At 40.2% G+C, this 17,565-nt stretch carries 12 protein-coding genes; 1 reads left to right on the top strand and 11 read right to left on the bottom strand.

Going from position 1 to position 17,565, the window contains the following annotated elements:
* Positions 1–254 precede the first annotated feature (254 nt).
* Positions 255–2,063 (top strand): hypothetical protein, encoded by a 1,809-nt coding sequence (locus MWU78_RS14085; RefSeq protein WP_246998791.1) that lies wholly within the window; start codon positions 255–257, stop codon positions 2,061–2,063.
* A 338-nt stretch (positions 2,064–2,401) separates the two neighbouring features.
* Here MWU78_RS14085 and MWU78_RS14080 read toward each other — a convergent pair whose 3' ends face one another.
* The 11 genes from MWU78_RS14080 to MWU78_RS14030 form a co-directional block, all read right to left on the bottom strand.
* Positions 2,402–2,644: a hypothetical protein gene (locus MWU78_RS14080; protein ID WP_246998789.1), complete on the bottom strand. Its 243-nt coding sequence runs from the start codon at positions 2,642–2,644 to the stop codon at positions 2,402–2,404.
* A 136-nt stretch (positions 2,645–2,780) separates the two neighbouring features.
* The gene (locus MWU78_RS14075) at positions 2,781–4,151 is read right to left on the bottom strand and encodes a metallophosphoesterase family protein (RefSeq protein WP_348647091.1); all 1,371 of its coding nucleotides are present in this window, start codon (positions 4,149–4,151) and stop codon (positions 2,781–2,783) included.
* A gap of 42 nt (positions 4,152–4,193) precedes the next feature.
* A complete protein-coding gene (locus tag MWU78_RS14070; RefSeq protein ID WP_246998779.1) occupies positions 4,194–4,373 on the bottom strand; it encodes a hypothetical protein in 180 nt (59 codons plus the stop codon).
* Between the two features lie 21 nt (positions 4,374–4,394).
* A complete protein-coding gene (locus MWU78_RS14065) occupies positions 4,395–5,759 on the bottom strand; it encodes an aspartate aminotransferase family protein (RefSeq protein ID WP_246998777.1) in 1,365 nt (454 codons plus the stop codon).
* Positions 5,760–5,851: 92 nt separating this feature from the next.
* Positions 5,852–7,567, bottom strand: a complete 1,716-nt coding sequence (locus MWU78_RS14060) for an alkaline phosphatase family protein (protein WP_246998776.1) — start codon at positions 7,565–7,567, stop codon at positions 5,852–5,854.
* A gap of 302 nt (positions 7,568–7,869) precedes the next feature.
* On the bottom strand, positions 7,870–9,351 hold the full coding sequence (locus tag MWU78_RS14055; protein ID WP_246998774.1) for a SusD/RagB family nutrient-binding outer membrane lipoprotein: 1,482 nt from the start codon (positions 9,349–9,351) through the stop codon (positions 7,870–7,872).
* 13 nt (positions 9,352–9,364) lie between these two features.
* Positions 9,365–12,508 (bottom strand): SusC/RagA family TonB-linked outer membrane protein, encoded by a 3,144-nt coding sequence (locus MWU78_RS14050; RefSeq protein WP_246998772.1) that lies wholly within the window; start codon positions 12,506–12,508, stop codon positions 9,365–9,367.
* A gap of 232 nt (positions 12,509–12,740) precedes the next feature.
* Positions 12,741–14,030 (bottom strand): DUF5690 family protein, encoded by a 1,290-nt coding sequence (locus tag MWU78_RS14045; protein WP_246998770.1) that lies wholly within the window; start codon positions 14,028–14,030, stop codon positions 12,741–12,743.
* 342 nt (positions 14,031–14,372) lie between these two features.
* Positions 14,373–14,954 (bottom strand): RidA family protein, encoded by a 582-nt coding sequence (locus MWU78_RS14040; RefSeq protein ID WP_246998768.1) that lies wholly within the window; start codon positions 14,952–14,954, stop codon positions 14,373–14,375.
* A 29-nt stretch (positions 14,955–14,983) separates the two neighbouring features.
* Positions 14,984–16,198, bottom strand: a complete 1,215-nt coding sequence (locus MWU78_RS14035) for an aminotransferase class V-fold PLP-dependent enzyme (protein WP_246998766.1) — start codon at positions 16,196–16,198, stop codon at positions 14,984–14,986.
* A 105-nt stretch (positions 16,199–16,303) separates the two neighbouring features.
* Positions 16,304–17,557, bottom strand: a complete 1,254-nt coding sequence (locus MWU78_RS14030) for an amidohydrolase/deacetylase family metallohydrolase (RefSeq protein WP_246998764.1) — start codon at positions 17,555–17,557, stop codon at positions 16,304–16,306.
* Between the last annotated feature and the right edge of the window lie 8 nt (positions 17,558–17,565).

Below are 17,565 nucleotides of genomic sequence, written 5' to 3'. Positions count from 1 at the left end.
AACTAAACTTCAAGCTAACATTACCATAAATAAAAGCCTCCTCGTCCTAAGGATATGTGCATTATCCAACCCCCTAATTACCAGCTATATGTTTTCTCCATTTCCTGATAATTATCATATTCTAAGAAGGTATTTCGCCTAAAATTTGTCGATTCATATTTGGACTATACCATGACAAGTAGTTATCCCATAATTGGATACCTCTTATGTAAATTATAGAAGTAACACTTTAAGGGTCCAACAAAAATTGAAAAATGAAAAAACATAGCTTTCATATACCGGTTATGGGAATTGGTTTTACCATAGATACTCCCTTAAAAGTTTCCCACCTAGGTATAGATTCGGTAATTTCTTTGGTTGATGACATACTGATTGAAAAATTAAGGAAAATGTACTGTGAAAAATTTGAACTTCCCTACCAGGAAATTTCAGATAAATTTGAAGATTTCAGAGCCAAAAGAATTACCAGTTATCTAAACTTGATCAATGATGTGGCGCACAAAAAATTTGTGGAATTGATTAATTCTGCCCATAACACCGGTAAAGAGATAAAGGAATACTTGAGTCTCCTTCCAAATGCTTCCCATCTAAAGGAAGAATTTGAAAAACTTACCTCAAATGATCTCAATTCTTCCGAAATTAAAAAATGGTTAAAGGAGAATTTGTCCATGGGCAGTATTGACGTAAACATTATGACCAAGGTGGACAAGGAAAATTATACAAAAAATGACAAATTGCCCACCGAATTTAATGATGCACATGCCGCTTTACGTGGATATGCCAACAGCGAACTAAATTCCTCCGTAATTCTTTCTGCCGGGATGAATCCCCGATTATATAGTTATATGGAAAATTTTGATGATTTTTTTCCAGATGAAAATGGCAATATTAAAAAGAAGATAGTCTTAAAGGTAAGCGATTATAGGTCTGCATTGATCCAAGGCAAATTTTTGGCCAAAAAAGGAATTTGGGTATCGGAGTATAGGATAGAATCAGGTTTAAATTGTGGTGGACATGCCTTTGCTACCGACGGGTATTTAATGGGACCCATTATGGCCGAGTTCAGGGACAACAAACAAGCATATATAGAGGAAATCCATGACATTTTAATTCCGGCACTTGCCAACAAGGGCCGCGAGATACCCAAACAAAATCTATCCCTAAAAATTACGGCCCAGGGCGGTGTTGGCACCCTTGAGGAACACGAGTTTCTATTGGATCATTACAAGGTGGATTCTGTTGGTTGGGGAACGCCATTTCTATTGGTCCCGGAGGCCACTACTGTGGATAAGGCTACATTGGAAAAATTGGTAGCAGCGAAAGAAGAGGATTTGTACTTAAGTGACATTTCCCCATTGGGAGTACCCTTCCATAACCTTCGAGGTAACACCAAGGATTTGGAAAAACTGCAAAATATAGATAAGGATCGACCAGGAAGCTCGTGTCCAAAGAAATTCGTGGCCTTGAACAAGGATTACTCTGACAAAGGTCTCTGTACTGCATCCAGGCAATACCAACATTTAAAAATTAAGGAATTGGATAGCCAAGATTTAACAGAAAAGGAATACGCAGGAAGGTTAAATAAAATAACAGAAAAATCATGTACCTGTGTTGGTCTCGGCACCTCTGCCCTGTTGGCTTACGGCCTTGATACAAAAACTGAAGGGCCAGGAGTGTCTATCTGCCCCGGACCCAATATGGCCTATTATTCCAAAATAATGACCTTAAAAGATATGGTTGACCACATTTTCGGGCGTGGCAATGTTATTTCCAGAACCGATAGACCACATATGTTTATTAAGGAACTGGGTATTTACCTTGATTATCTTAAAAATAAAATTGAAGAATCCCGGGATTCCATGAATAAGAAACAAGAAAAATATCTGCGAACATTTACCCAAAATTTAAATGAAGGCATCACCTATTACCAACATTTATTTGGCAGCCTTAAAGGACAATTTGAAGGTGTAAAGGTTGCTGTTCTAGCAGAATTGACCCAAGGTTTAAAAACATTGGAAGGTTTTAAACTAGAGATAGAAACATTTTCTTTATCGGAGGTGTAATCTTACTCTTTTAAAAATTATTACACTAGAGTCATGAAAATTAGTTAGAATATCAAAGGGCCTTCTCTTGCCGGTTGTCCTTCATCGCTATAACCGTCACTCTCTCTTTGTTGAAAATATAATAAACAGTTGTATTTTTATGTATGACTGCTCGCCTTAAAAGTTTTTGACTTTTTGATTCAGGATATAATGTTGGGAAATTTGAAACCGTTAATTCAAATTGCCGAAGTAAACCTTCAAATTTGGTGACCTCCTTTACAGTGAACTTTTGAATCAGGTAATGTTTAATGGAAATGGCATTGTGCAATGACCTTTTTGTCCATTCCACCTTACAAGGTTTATCCATTGTTTAAACCTTCCCAGAATTCACTGGATTCCATTGTTTCACCTTGCTGATATTCTTTGATGCCACTTAGTATATTAATCCTATCCGTTTCTGTAAGTTCTTCCCACCAGTCTACAGATTTGTCCTCACTAGACAATTTAACAGAATTAAGGAGACTTAAAATAGAATCATCGGTTAAAGATTGAATCCATCCTACAAGCTCTTTTTTGGTTTTGTTTAATTCTGCCGTGCCCATTTAATCATTTTAAAATAAAGTTACAAAAACTATGCGATTATGAATTAATTCAAATACCAATAATTTTTTTCTCCGCGTTTGTCCTTAATTTGAAATTTAATCTAAAAAGATAGTCCTAAAATACCCAGCTTTAACATTAATTGGTCTCAAATGTAGCGGTAGATGACCAGTCACTCCAATTTAAATTTTGATCCCGGTAACGGACCCTCCAGAAATAGGTAGTGTTGGGGTTTAACCTATTGGTTTTTTCATCGGTAAGGTCATCATCCTTTTGCCTGTTTTCCTTGTAGTACCAATTTTCAAATTGTTTCCAGCTATCAAAAATTGGCTTTTCAAAGTGGTTGCTCTCTGCAATCTGCCAATGGGAAGCAGCATGGAATGCATTGCTGAAGCTGCTATTAAAATCCCCTGCTTTTAGGGTAGTTCCTGTAAAATTAACCGTTTCGTTATTGGGCGAGATAACACTGGGTACTTCAGGTTTTCTTTCGTTTTTATAAATTACAAGGCTGTCCCTAAGTTCGTTTTTACGCTCCAACTCCTCGTTCCCCTGGCTAATTCTCTTAATGGTAAACTTAGGGTCCTCCTGACTGGCATCAACTTCCACCATCACAAAACCATACTCGTCCTGGGTTACCGTAAATTCATCGTAATCCCTGCCTTCAAATTCCCCCCAATTATCAATGCCCCCTCCTGCAGAGGCAACATTGATCCATAAATGCTTATGATCCTTGGACTGACCTCTGGAATAACCGTGGGTATGTCCAAAAAAGTGTATGCTCGGCTTCCCCGTCTTAGTGGTAAAGGCTTCCAAAAGATCTACCACCTTTCCTGTAAAATCTTCTTCTCCTGGAATCCAAAGTTCCGATTTATGGGGATGGTGCAATTGAGCAAAAACAAAATCCACCTCTTCATTTTTGGCCGTTTCGTCCAACAGCTTTTGCAACCACTCATACTGATCCCTACTATTATTGTAGCCGTCGTTGGAATTGAGCCCAATGATCCTGGTATTGCCATAATACTTGAACCACCAGTGTTCCGCATAGGCCGGCGTGCCGTTTTCTGGAAGACTGAAGTATTTAAAATAAAATACCGAATTTTTTTCGTGGTTCCCCAATACTGGGTAGACCGGTACCTCCGCAAATAATTTTTCGGCGGGATTAAAAAAATGGTCTTTCCACTGGTAATATTTGGTGCCATTCTCCACCAAATCGCCTGGTATCATCACCATAGCCAAATTATTGGGAAGTTTGCCCCCAAACTCCTTTTCCAAATATTGCAATATACCATCATTGACTACTTCCGAAAACTTATTGGGATTATTATGGTCTATTTGCATATCGCTCATAGCCACAATTTTAAAGGACTCATGGTCACTGGCAAATGGTGGGGTCTTAAATTGGAATATGTCCGACACTATCTTTCCCGTTTTCACACGGTAGTAGTATTCCGTAAATCGCTTCAATCCTTCCAATTTAACCTCGTGGATCCGCGATTCACTAAAATTGATATCATAGGCAATGCCCTGGGTCTTTTTACCCAGTTTTGGCGTTTATCCCCACTCCACCAAACTTTCCTCCCCCAATGAAGTTTCCCACATAATCTTTATGGAATTGGGTTCTGCGTCCTGAAGATAGGGTTGAACTAAAATTTCTCCAGTCACATTTTGGGCACCTCCCATAAAATGAAATGCCATGACAAAAAACAATACTACTTTAATCCTAATTTCCATTTTTTGATCTATGTATTTTAACTACGAATGTACAATGGCCAAACTTTCATCAAGAATATTTAAGGCCGAATCCAATTCCTTTCTACTTATGGTTAATGCCGGTGATAATTGAAGCACATTGCCCGCGGAAACCTTATAGCTAAGGCCCATCTTTAGGCATTCGTACATGACCACTTCGGCCTCATTGATAGCCTTTTCCTTTGTTTTTTTATCCAATACCAATTCCACTCCCCAAAGCAATCCCATGCCCCTAACATCGCCTATTAAAGGATATTTTAACTGTAAAGCGGCTAGGGAAGATCTTAGGTATTTTTCATCTGCCTTGACCTTGTCCAATATTTTTTCATTTTCCAAAAAGGCTATGGTACCTAGCCCTGCTACGGCACCCAGCGGACTTTTTTCATGGGTATAGTGACCAAGGGAGATATCCCCAAATTTGTTGTATTCATCCCTGGTAATTATTGCGGCCTGCGGGAAGATACCGCCTCCCAATCCTTTGCCGATACATAATATATCCGGTTCAATTTCATAATGTTCAAAAACGAACATTTTGCCGGTTCTACCCAAGGCTATCGGAATTTCATCCAAAATCAACAATACCCCGTATTTGTTGCAAAGTTCCCTTGCTTTCTTCCAAAATGTTTTGGAAGGCAATTGTACATCCGTATTCCTAATAGTTTCGGCAATAAAAGCCCCAATATCTCCTTCCTTGGAAAACACATATTCCAAATATTCCAAACATTTATCCTCATTGTCCTCAAATATTCCGCGGTAGGTTACTGGCGGTGGAATGCGCTCTACGCCCGGCATTAAAGGCCCCATAGATTCCCTAAAAACGGATTCCCCACCTACACTAATGGCATCCAAGGAGGCCCCATGAAAAGAATCCCAAAAGGAAACCACTTTAAATCTTCCTGTAACAGCCCTAGCCAACTTTAAAGCAATCCCTATAGAAGAGCTACCATTTGGTGTAAGAAGTACCCTATTCAGGTCGGATGGCATTAAAGAGGCCAATTTTTCGGCAAAATTAATGGCAGGAATATTGGTATAACGTCTTGGGGAAAAAGGTAAAACCTTTAATTGTTCAATGATTTTTTCTATCAGTTGTGGATTGGCGTAGCCCACTTGGTGCACATTATTGCCATGGAAGTCAAGGTATTTTTTTCCTGATATGTTCTCAATATAGGACCCTTCACAACCTTTTAAGACATCCAAACAGGGTGTGGACATGGACTGGTGCAGAAAATATCTGGCATCCCTTTCCAATATTTCCTTGGTCTCCTCGTTAATCTGTGAGTCCATCCAGGCAGCCCGTGCCGGAGTAAAATTTATATCCCCTTCTGTCTTTTTGTTTTGGGCATCAACCCCTAAATTATCTTGCTTCATAAGGTCCATATTTTGCTATTATAAATCGTTTGGGAGGAACAAGAAGATTGAATACTGGGCTTCATTGAAAATCTTTTATCCAACACTACAGATTACTTTAATATTGATGTAGGTAGCACTTGCTTAGGAATGGTATTGGTTTTATAATCCACATTCAACCATCCATTACCACCCCCATTAAACCAAATTACCTCTAAAGGATAGGTCCCTGGCTTAAGGGTAATACTACCATTCTTTTCAATGACCCCATGGTCCCCATCATTGTCCACTACCAATTCATTATTTACCCATAATTTACTGCCATCGTCAGAATTGGTATAAAAGGTAAATCTATCCTCGTTTTCAACCCGAAGGGTAGTCCTGAATCTTACCACTGTATTGCTTTTAATTTCTTCCTTTACCTCATCTGATGTAATTTCAAAACAAGTTCCCTTGGCATCCGGTCTTTTATTATCCAAACTAGGAATGCTGGTCAAGTTTTCCAAATAAAATACCTCATAAGAAATGGGTGGGGCCATTGTCTTATTTTTTATTCTAAAAAACGCTTCCGAAACGGTACTGACAATTTTCCCTTTGTTAAAAATAGCGCTTTTAACAACCCCATTATCGGAAGTCGTAACTGCTTTTGTATATAATGTTGAATTTGCATTGGGCATGGAACCGTCCGTGGTGTACCTTATTTCTCCCAAGGTGTTGGGATTCTCCATAACAATGGTTGCGGATTCATTAAATAATCCACCGGCCTTTTTGTTCAATTCCGCTGCAGGTAATATAACAGGTCCCTTTACCCGTACAGTAGTGGGATAGTCATCGTTAAGATCAAAACCTTCAAAGGCATTTTTTACAGGTTTGCCAATCCATGCCAAAGGTATTTTTATTCCCAAAGCAAAAGCGACAGTGGCTGCATTGTCGTACTGATAAACCGGATATTTTAGCACATGGTTCTTCTTAACAGATTTCCCCCAAAGTATAAAAGGAATTTCTATCTCCTCTAAAGATTCCCCTCCGTGTCCTTTGCCGAATCCCCCATGATCGGCACTTATGATGACCAAGGTTTCATCTGCCATTCCAGAGGCCTGTATAGCTTCCATTACCTCAGCAAGCAATTCATCCGCTTTTTCAACGGATTTGTAATATTCTGGACTTCCATGGCCATATTCATGTCCGCCATGATCTACATGATCAAAATGGATAAAAGTGAAGGTTGGTTTTTTATCTTTTATATAGGCACTTGACAAGGCCGCCGTTTTATCTTCGGAATCAGGGCTTATGTCATAATCAACAGCACCTTTTTCAAACAACCTGCCAAATCCGGTCCAATGATAAATAGCGCCAATTTCCGCATCTTCCTGATGGTCATTGATCAATTGAAAGATGCTTGGAAAAAGGAAATCCTCACTCTGAGTAATCGTGGGCAATACAAAATTATTCTTCTCCCAGCTATTGGATGTAATCCCATGCTGCTCCGGCCCGGCACCCATAATCATGGAGGCCCAATTGGTACTGGAACTTGTAGGCAAAACTGCCCTCGCATGCATTGTGGAAGCCCCTTCACTTATTACCATATCAAAGTTTGGCGTATTGGCATTTTCCAATCCATCCGGACTCAATCCATCAAAACCAATAACAACCACATGCTTTACCGAGGGAGATTGTTCCTGTTCAGAAGTGGAGCAGGACCATATCGAACACGATAGCGCGAACATTACAAGAGCCTTTGACAGGTGCATTTTATGGATTATTCTACGCAAGGTGTCCTCCATGGTAGAAATATAATGGGGTTTCAGCACAAAATTGGCTTTGATCATTTTGCTTGGTTTTAATTTTTGATTGACGAAGAAGTGTAAATATCATGTAACTAAGTTAAGTTAAATAGTTAATAATATTAAATTTTTGTAACTATAACTATAATTATGTGATATGGAATACACACCATAACACTTTATTTAATCCTCTCGACTTTGGCGACTTCCAATTCTAGTTCAGGTAATAAATGACAAGGCCACAGCAGAAGTTTGCTATGGCCTTGGGCAAATTATTGAAGAGACTAGGTTTTGTATTGCCAAACAATATTGGCATTTTGCTTCTATGCCCTTAATGATGCTGAAAATTATTCCAACCACCAGGTTATTTCACGAATCTTATCGTTCCCAGCTCCAAACTGTCTTTCAATGGCTGCAGCTACATTTGCAGCATTGTTGTTGTACTCAGAATTGGGGTAGATCCATCGGGTTGGAGGCGTGGCTCCCGGTAATTGTGCAAATTCCGGATAACCCGTCCTTAAATGATCAAAATATGCCCTCCAGCCTGTTTGCAAAAAGGAGGTAAAATATTTCTGGGTCAGAATGAGCTCCATTTTCTCTTCTGTGGTCAAGCTGTTATCAAAGGCCACCTCCGATACCAAAAGATAGGCGTCGGCATCCGTTGGCTCTACATAGGTTTCAAAATTCTTGGCATAGGTATTATAAAAATCAAAAGATGATTTTACCCCATTTTCATAATGTTCCTTGGCATCGGTAGCGATCCATCCACGAACGGATGCTTCAGCCAAAATAAACTCCAATTCCCAATACCCCATTAGGTTGTGCGGCTCGGTTGTAGGGTCTGTAGTATATCTCAGGTTTACCTTGGAGACATCACCTGCAGCCGCCTTATCGTTAACCTCGGCATAAGGCGCCAAGGGATCTCCCCCTTCGTAGGCCATAAAATCATCAATGGCCAATCCTGCTTCCTTGGCATTTTTGGTCTGTCCACAATAAATGAACAGCCTAGGATCCTGTCTGTCCTGAAGCCTTTCAATGAAGGTTGAGGACATGTACATTCCCGACCCGTAACCGCTAGAGTTGAATTCTGTATACCTACTTCCTTCCTTGTCTAAAAAGACCAACTGGCCATTGTCCTCGTTAGACACCATTATAGGTTCATTATTGTAAATACTGGCAAAGGAACTTATTACGTTCAAGTCCGCATCGCTCACCTTTTTGGAAAGGGTCATAAGCACCTTTAATCTAAAGGAATTGACCAATTTTTGCCATTTGGTGGTATTCCCGCCAAAAATTATATCCCCTGCAATTATGTTGGTATTCCCTTCCAATAGATCATTGGCTTCCGACAATTCCTTTAATATCCCAACAAAAACTTCTTTTTGGGTATCATACTTGGGCAGATACTGCTCCCCGGTCTCCCCTTTAAGGGCTTCGCTATAAGGTATATCGCCAAATGTAAGGGTCAGGTTATAGAAGTAATATGCCCTAAAAAATTTGGACAAGGCAATATATTCATCAATTTCTATTCGTTCTGCCTCCTGCATCATTTTGGTAACCTCCCCCAACATATTATAGTCATCAAAACTAGCACGGTCCCAGTTATAGTATTGATTGTTGTTTTCCCCATCGGTCTGCACCAAAATACGGGATGCGTACAAAGCCCCCGTACCATCGACCTCAAAAGCATTGCTTGCAATATTGGTCAATAATAATTGTGGGTGTGTTTCACTGACATTATTTGGGTTGTCGTTTAATTCCGTCAGATCTTGACAGCCTATAAGGGCTATCAATACTGTTAGGCTAAATAAAATTCCTATTTTTTTCATTGTGTGTCTTTTACTAAAATTTAACATTAACGCCTATACCAATGTACCTAGTGGAAGGATCCTGTAAATTATTGTCGTTCCCAAAATCCGGATCAATGATATCCGCCTTCTTCCATACCAATAAGTTATAGCCGCTAAGGGTTACATCAAGATTTTTTACACCGTTGATATTGGCCAGTTCTGTGATATCATATTTAAAGGAAAGGGTCCTCAATTTAAAGAAGCTTCGATCGAAAATATTGGCAAACTTCTCACTTTCCTTGTAGGTCACAGCTGCCCTGTACGGATAGTTCTGCGACCAGGTCTGCCAGCTCACCGCAGAAGTATTCTGGGTGTATGTACGGGTATCGGAAATAACATCCCCATTTACGTCCTGTACCAGGTCACCGCCCGTAACCTGTACCCCGTCAGGCACATACACCGGAACTCCGGCCGCGTACTCCGCATCCCTATATTCGGTAGAATTGGGGTGCTTACCGCCCCACCACATTTTCTCAACGGTCAAGGAACGAATCAGACCGCCCCATCCGCCGTCTATTCCAACATTTACGGTAAGGTTCTTATATTTAAAACTATTCTGAAGACCCAGGGTCCAATCTTGATCGTTATGTCCCAAAACTTGTGGGAAATTATCCCTGATAGGCAATCCATTGGCGCCCAAGATTAGATCGCCATCCGCAGACTTCTGCCACACCGTTGCATAGTAGCTATCTGCCCTATCGTTCAACCTTAAGTTGTTGTAAGTGGCATTATCCCCGTATATTTCGGTGATTCTCTGAACCTTTCTGCTCCAGTTGGCAGTTAGGTTCCAACTAAAGTCCTCTGTAAGGATAGGTTTGGCATTAAGTACCACTTCCAGACCATTGGTAGTATATTCATTGCCATTTACCTTTCTATTTTCAAATCCAGATGTGTTTGAAATTGGTAGATCTATAATCTGGTTGGTGTCCACCACGTTATAATAAGTAAGATCTATTGCCAGCCTATTCTTTAAAAAAGCAGAACTTAGACCAAGCTCGAACGAATTGGAACTTTCGGGCTCTATGTTGGAATTTACCAAGCCGTTAGGATATTGCAATTTTATATTTCCTCCAAAAACACCACTATTGGTATAATAAGATTCCGTGCTATAAGGATCAAGATCACTGGAAACCTGTGCCCATGATCCATAAAGTTTTAAATAATCCACAGCTTTTGGCATGGAAACAAAATTGGAGACCACCGTACTTAAGGACACGGATGGATAGAAATAGGAGCGGTTCTCCTTAGGAAGCGTGGAAGACCAATCATTTCTTGCCGCAGCTGTTAAAAACACTGCATTGTATAGGTCCAGTCCCAAAGTGGCATAGACACTATTGGTTGCCCTCTCTTGAATATAAGTACTCGCAGCCACATTACCACTTGTGTTGTTAAGGCTATACACAAAAGGAACTACAAGGCCATCGGTTGAGTTATATTCCAGCTGATATTTTCTATAAAAGGTAGAAGCACCGGCATTGACGTCGAAAGAGATATCCTCTGTCAAGGATTTGGTATAGGAGGCCAGAATATCATAATCTACGGTCAACCTTTTGGAGTTCCAGGTCTTATAGTCTCCTTCCCTGGCATCGCCATAATTTAAATAGGTCTTAGGACTTTGTCTGTCCTCAAAAATATCCTGTATAACGGCCGAGCCCCTTCCTTGCAGATTTAAACCCTCGGCTATATTGTACTTCAGCACCATCTGTGCATTGATTAGATCTGCATCGTATTTTTGGTTCAGTTCATTGGCCGCAAAATACACGTTGTTGTACCAGGCATAGTTAAAGTTGGCCTGTCTATAACCTTCCTGTCCCGGAACATACATATGTTCTTTTAAATCCTGGCCATCAACATCGTCCCCCATCCAAATTAGAATGGTATACATGTGGTTCTTTGGTCCGTATCCGTGTCTTGGGTAGTTGGGGGAGTACACCTTATTATAGGAAAGTTTGCTATCCAGAGTAAGTGATTTGGAAAGGTTGGTGGTAGATTTAAAAGTTAAACCCCCTGTTTTAAGACCGGAATTGGGAACCCTATCCTTTTGGTCGGAATAATTTCCTGACAAACGGAAGGAGCCTTTTTCGGACTTACTGGATACAGAGAAATCCGTACTGGAAATATATCCAGTTTCCATGAAATCCTTTAAGTTATTATGATATTCCCAAGGCGTTGGCACTCTGGAATAACGGGATTTATCGTCGTATTGTGTACCATAGACATCTCCCCACCAAGGGATGGTTTCCCCGCTAACGTTATCCAATATGGGACTGTTCCATTGGGAGACCATAACCCCAGGTTCAAACTTGGGACCCCAGATCATATCCCCATCGGAAATACCTCCATCCTTACCGTCCCAGAATTCATATTTCCCGTTGGATCCGTTACCATATTCTGTCTGGGTTTCCGGAAATACGGTAAAGCCTGCAGATACCATTGTATTATGGGACACCATAATTTCCAATCCGTCTACATTGGCGTTCTTGGTGGTGATCAATATGGCACCGTTTCTACCCCTAGATCCATAAAGCGCCGAGGCCGTAGTTCCCTTTAGCACGTTTACATTAGCTATGTTATTGGCGGAAACATCATAAAAATCGGTCTCGACAGGGATCCCATCAATAACGATCAAGGGCGATTTGCCCCGTAGGGAAAATGAGGGCTTTTGAAATAGCCCCGTGGGATTGCTTACACTTAGTCCAGCAACCTGCCCTGTAAATAGATTCCCCACGTTGGGGGCATTAATTTCCTCGATTATCTCCACATCCATTTTTTGGGTGGCATAACCAATCTTCTTCTCCGCCCTTGTAATCCCCAAGGCGGTTACCACCACCTCATTCAATTTTTCAGAATCGGGAAGAAGTACTATTTCCGCTGATGTTTTACCAGAGGTAGCAATTTCGGTTGGAATATATCCTAAATAGGTAACTAGGAGAATATCGTTCTCCGAATTTAATTCAATTTGAAAATTTCCGTCAAAATCGGCAGCTACGCCTTTGGAACTACCTTTAATGACCACCGATGCCCCTGGCAAAGGCGCATTGCTTTCATCCAAAACCTTTCCCGAAAATACTCCTTGGGAATGGCCCATGATAAATGCAAAAAAGGCAAATACCATAACAAGACTTGTTTTGTTCATTCTTTTTAGTTTGATTTTTTTAATTATTTAGTGAGCGTAAATATCCTTGGCATAGGTTAACTAAACCCTCAATTAATATTAAAAGATTGCAATGAAATATTCCTATTTGTTAAAGCAACGTTAACAAAATTTTTAGGACAAAAGAATGAGCGCAAAAGTATTTAAGGCAAGCCTAAAAAGGCTGATCTCCTGAAGTAGGGAGTTGATATATGGGGAATAAACAGGAATTAAATTATGCTTCCACCAATTGTATTTCCGACTTTTCCACCAATAAATTCTTCTTGTATTTCCGTTTAAAGAAGAAAAGTGAAACTAAAGTAATAACAGACCCCAAAACCGCGATTAAATAAGTGCTGGCCATAAAGAAATTGAGCCAAGAAAGGGTACTCTGACCAAAATTCTTATAAAGAAGTACTCCCATGCTACCTAAATAACCAAAGGCATCCGCAATATATATTAGGTAACCTGCATTACCCTGTATACGGAAGGTGGCAATCATCCGGTCGAAAAAAATGCAGTTAAAAGGTACATAACATATATAGAGTCCAAAGCCAACACTGATCATCCAAAGTATTGGTGAAATCACAGTCATTTGAAACAACAGCGTAGACAGACCAATAGTCACTGTACCAAAAAGCAATAAATAATGATAGGAAACAAAAGCCTTATAATTGTTCTTGATCACCCCTAAAAAACCGATGATTAGCAGTACCAATATGGCAATTGGCAGTTCGGATATGGTATATATGGCTGCATCGCCTTCAAAGCCCAAGGCGTCCCATATCTCTCTTGAAAAATTATCCCTGAAATCTCGCAATGCCGTTAAAAAAGTGTAAAAAAACACCAAGATTATGATGGGGAAAAGGAAGGCAAGAAAAACCCTTTTTCTATCCTTCCCTGTCATTGGTTTCCTTTCTGTTCTCAGTTCCTTATCCTCCGCTGTAGGTTGCGGCATTTTATTCAATAACCAAGCAAAAAATACAAAAGGAACAAAAAAAATGGCTCCTGTAACCGATGGCATCCAAAATTGGGACACCTGCCAATTTTCCATTACCAAAAGACCGACCGATTTTACCGCGCCACTGGAAACAATAAAACTGGAACATAAAGCCACTCCCAAAAATTCCGTAAACTTTCTTCCTTCCAAATATGAAAACACTATTCCCCATACCATCCCTAGGGGAAGTCCGTTTAAAAACATAAACACAATATTATAAGGAGACAGAGTAATGGCGAACAAGAGAAGACTTGCCTCTGCAGCAAGAATAAGACCTAGAAGATAAAATATTCTTTTGTTGGGCTGTAGTTCCGAAATTACCTTGATGCCAATAAATTTGGAAAGCATGTATCCCAGTACTTGTGCTATAATCAAAATTATCTTGTAATCCACCCCAGCGAACGACAGGTCTTCAAATGTGGCTACCGTAAAAGGTTTGCGAAAAGCATACATGCAGAAATAAGTGCCAAAAGAGGCAAAAGCCCCATATAGCAAAAACGAAATATCTTTTTTTACTAGCTTCAAAAATGTTGGTAGTTTGGTTGTAAATTTTTATAAAAGATAAATATTATAAGGCAATATTGCCGCCTTTTTAAGTTTAAATGAATTTTTTACAGTTATATGATTGTTAAGGGAAGATTAAATAATTTAAGGACTGCATATTTTATCAAATATCTAAACTAGGGAAGTTTCTAAGCACACTATTGTACAAAATATTTTGGCTGGGTATCACCACCATAAAAGGAGATCAATCCCTACAATTGTGGGACTCACTAAAAAAGGTGGAACAATACCACGTTCCTTTAGTGTATTGTTCATTTTCTAAATCGCCAAAAAACGAACTAAAAAGGGCCTTATTCGATAAATTTATTCCGGCATTACCTCTACGATCATTTCAATTTCCACAGCAATATTACCAGGAAGGGACCCCATACCTACCGCAGCCCGGGCGTGTTTCCCCCTTTCTCCAAATACGGCAACCATTAAGTCCGAATACCCATTGATCACTTTTGGATGGTCTGTAAATTCCGGAGCCGCATTTACCATGCCCAATACTTTGACCACCCTGACTACTTTATTTAAATTTCCAAGTTCCGATTTTAAAACGGATAGCTGATTAATCCCCGTAACTCGGGCAGCCTCATACCCTTGCTCAATAGTTAAGTCCACTCCTACCTTACCCTCTATATTTTCACCATTACTTTGCAAGGGTCCTTTTCCAGAGAGAAAAATTAGGTTTCCTGACCGTACAGCGTTTACATAATTGGCCACAGGAGCACTGGCATCCATTAACGTTACGTCCAATTGCTTAAGTTTTTCCTCGGGATTGTAATTGGCAGGAATTACTGGAGTTTCTTTCTTCAATTCCATCTCTGTTTGTTCTTTTTTAGTATTGCAGGAAATGGTCATAATTACAATTAAAGGGACTAAGAAAAATTTAAAATTCATAAGGTTATTTTTAATATTGATTAAATTCATTATACATTCTCCAATACTTCTTTTACTCGTTTGGCCACAATCCTTTCCTGTCCCGGATCCATCATCCAAGTAGTAATGCCAATAGATTCCTTATCGCCAACCGTAGCTATTGCAGGATGCCCTTCCATTAACCATTTTCTGGCTTCCTCAGGGGTAATCTTGACTATTTTGTTGTCCCATGAAATTCGTAATGATGGAACATGATTGGCATATGGTGGGACATGAATTTCTGTTTCCACGCCTTTTACGGATAAAGCACTATCGCTGATAAGTTTTATTTGATTCTCCCATAGCTTCCATTCCTTCCCATGGTCTTTAGCCAAATACATTTCCAAGGCCACCAACATCCCCAAAACTTCCTCTTTATTTACTTTCATCCCTCTGCCAATAGTGGATCCACGTGGGGGGGTATGGATTCGTGCCGCTTTGATAAGGTCTTTTCTACCTAGTAATAATCCTGCACTCTGAGGGCCCCTAATACCTTTTCCTCCTGAAAATGCGACTAAATCGAACCCCATCTTGGTAAACTTAAATAGATTCTCAACAGGCGGCACGTCAGCGGCACAATCTATGAAGGTTGGGATTTTATACTTTTTGCCGAGTGCAATGAACTCGTCATATTTAACTTCCCCATTGTCCGTATTGGCATTTAAAAACCAAAGCATGGCCGTATTTTTATTAATAGCCTTTTCCATTTCCTTCTTCGTTTTTACTACCACCAATTTGGCGCCAACGTTTAAAAGGGCATGTGTATAACCAATGTTATGGCTTTCCTGAATTATTACCTCATGTTTTAGCCCGGTAGTATCAGGTAGTTGCGCTGCTATATCGGAATCCATTCCTGAAATAACCCCTGCAAGACCAATGGACATTGCACCGAACGCCCCAGAAGAAACCGTAGCATATTCACATTCCAACAATTCCGCTATCCTTCCCCCAACCTTGTCCTGAAGCTCATCCAAATCTACATATTCCGAAGCTCCAAACACAATGGCCGAGGTAACCTCTTCGGACATTAATGAGCCGGTCATGGAAGTATAGGTTCCCGCAGCATTTATGAATGTACGAATCCCCAATTCCTTGAAAAAATTTCGTCTTGCCGGTTTGGTTACTGCGGCACTCAGCAATTGTGGCGTTAATAGCCCAGTACCTACCAATCCGCCCACCACCGGCACACTGGATAAGGTCTTTAATAATTTTCTCCTACTTAGCATAATTCAATTTTTATAGATTAATCCCAATCAACGATACAATATTTTTCCACTAAGATATTCCCAGCATGCTCGCTTTAGGGAGCAACGGCCATTCTTGGAAGCCACTTACTTAGCATCCCACATAGGTCTGGAAATTCCGTTAAGATCCCATACCACATCACCCTCCCTTAGGGTAAGTTCACATTCCAATTTTTGGTCGCCCATCATTTTTTTCCCTTGTGTATCAATAAACCCAAAATTCCCTTTTCTTAGGTTTAAAATAGTCAAGTCCGCAACAGCTCCAACAGTTAGGTGCCCCAAATCTGTACGTTTAATATATTGGGCAGGATTCCAGGTGGTACATTCAATTACCTGCTCCACTGGCATCCCCATATTGATAAATTTTGACATAATATTGAGGATATCCTTCATTCCACCATTCATACTTCCCGTATGCAGATCCGTGCTAACCGAATTAGGTAAAAAACCTTGCTTTATGGCCGGAATTGCCTGCTCAAAAACAAAACTGCCACCTCCATGGCCTACATCAAAAACAACCCCCCTTTTTTGCGCGTCAAAAACATACTTCCTTACTTTACCATTTTCGTCGACCACAGGAGTTCTCCCTTTTACATGCGCATACGTATGGGTAAAAATGTCCCCGGGTCTTAGTTTTTCCATGAGCAGGGTTTCCAGAGACAACTCGGGTTCGCTCCCCCCAAAATCGATCATAACCGGAATGTCTGCCAAGGTACCCGCTTCAACTGCCCTATTTACAGGATCCCAATCAAAACCGCTGTAATGGGCCAATTTTACACCCACTATGGTTCCTTTGTGCTGCATGGCAACATAAGCGGTCATTTTAGGGTTCATATCCTCTATATTTTGCTCAATGGCACCACCCTTCATTCCCGATCCAATGATATTGAGGAATGACAATACCCTTGTTTTTGAATTATCTATCGTCTGCTCCTTAAAGGTTTTAAAATTTTTCCATCCAGCGCCACCTACATCAACAATAGTGGTAACGCCACTCCTAAAGGTAAAACCATCAGGGGGCAAGGCGCTAAAACTATTACTTAAATAAGCATCCTCCTCGGTCCCAAAAAAATTATGTCCATGTATATCAAGTAGTCCTGGTGTAACTATTAACCCCTTTGCATGAACGACCGTTTTAGCCTGATTTTCTGGAATACTGGAATTGACTTTTGCTATTTTTCCATCCTTTATGGCTACATCCATCACTTGGTTCAAATTATTTTTTTTGTCGATCAAATGCCCCCCCTTAATCAGGATGTCGTAATCCTGTGCCGTAAGGGAGACAGTTGTCATTAACAATAAAACAATGGCCCAAATCTGACTTTTAAGTATGTTTTTCATTTTTCTAA

This window comes from Arenibacter sp. F26102 (assembly GCF_023015865.1).
GTDB lineage: Bacteria > Bacteroidota > Bacteroidia > Flavobacteriales > Flavobacteriaceae > Arenibacter.
This window is presented reverse-complemented; position numbering and strand designations above follow the sequence as displayed.

Bases quoted from the DNA above. Each gene is read 5' to 3' on its own strand.
- MWU78_RS14030 (WP_246998764.1), bottom strand. From the start codon at position 17,557: ATGAAAAACATACTTAAAAGTCAGATTTGGGCCATTGTTTTATTGTTA.
- MWU78_RS14065 (WP_246998777.1), bottom strand. From the start codon at position 5,759: ATGAAGCAAGATAATTTAGGGGTTGATGCCCAAAACAAAAAGACAGAA.
- MWU78_RS14040 (WP_246998768.1), bottom strand. From the start codon at position 14,954: ATGAATTTTAAATTTTTCTTAGTCCCTTTAATTGTAATTATGACCATT.
- MWU78_RS14060 (WP_246998776.1), bottom strand. From the start codon at position 7,567: ATGATCAAAGCCAATTTTGTGCTGAAACCCCATTATATTTCTACCATG.
- MWU78_RS14050 (WP_246998772.1), bottom strand. From the start codon at position 12,508: ATGAACAAAACAAGTCTTGTTATGGTATTTGCCTTTTTTGCATTTATC.
- MWU78_RS14070 (WP_246998779.1), bottom strand. From the start codon at position 4,373: ATGGAAATTAGGATTAAAGTAGTATTGTTTTTTGTCATGGCATTTCAT.
- MWU78_RS14035 (WP_246998766.1), bottom strand. From the start codon at position 16,198: ATGCTAAGTAGGAGAAAATTATTAAAGACCTTATCCAGTGTGCCGGTG.
- MWU78_RS14080 (WP_246998789.1), bottom strand. From the start codon at position 2,644: ATGGGCACGGCAGAATTAAACAAAACCAAAAAAGAGCTTGTAGGATGG.
- MWU78_RS14085 (WP_246998791.1), top strand. From the start codon at position 255: ATGAAAAAACATAGCTTTCATATACCGGTTATGGGAATTGGTTTTACC.
- MWU78_RS14055 (WP_246998774.1), bottom strand. From the start codon at position 9,351: ATGAAAAAAATAGGAATTTTATTTAGCCTAACAGTATTGATAGCCCTT.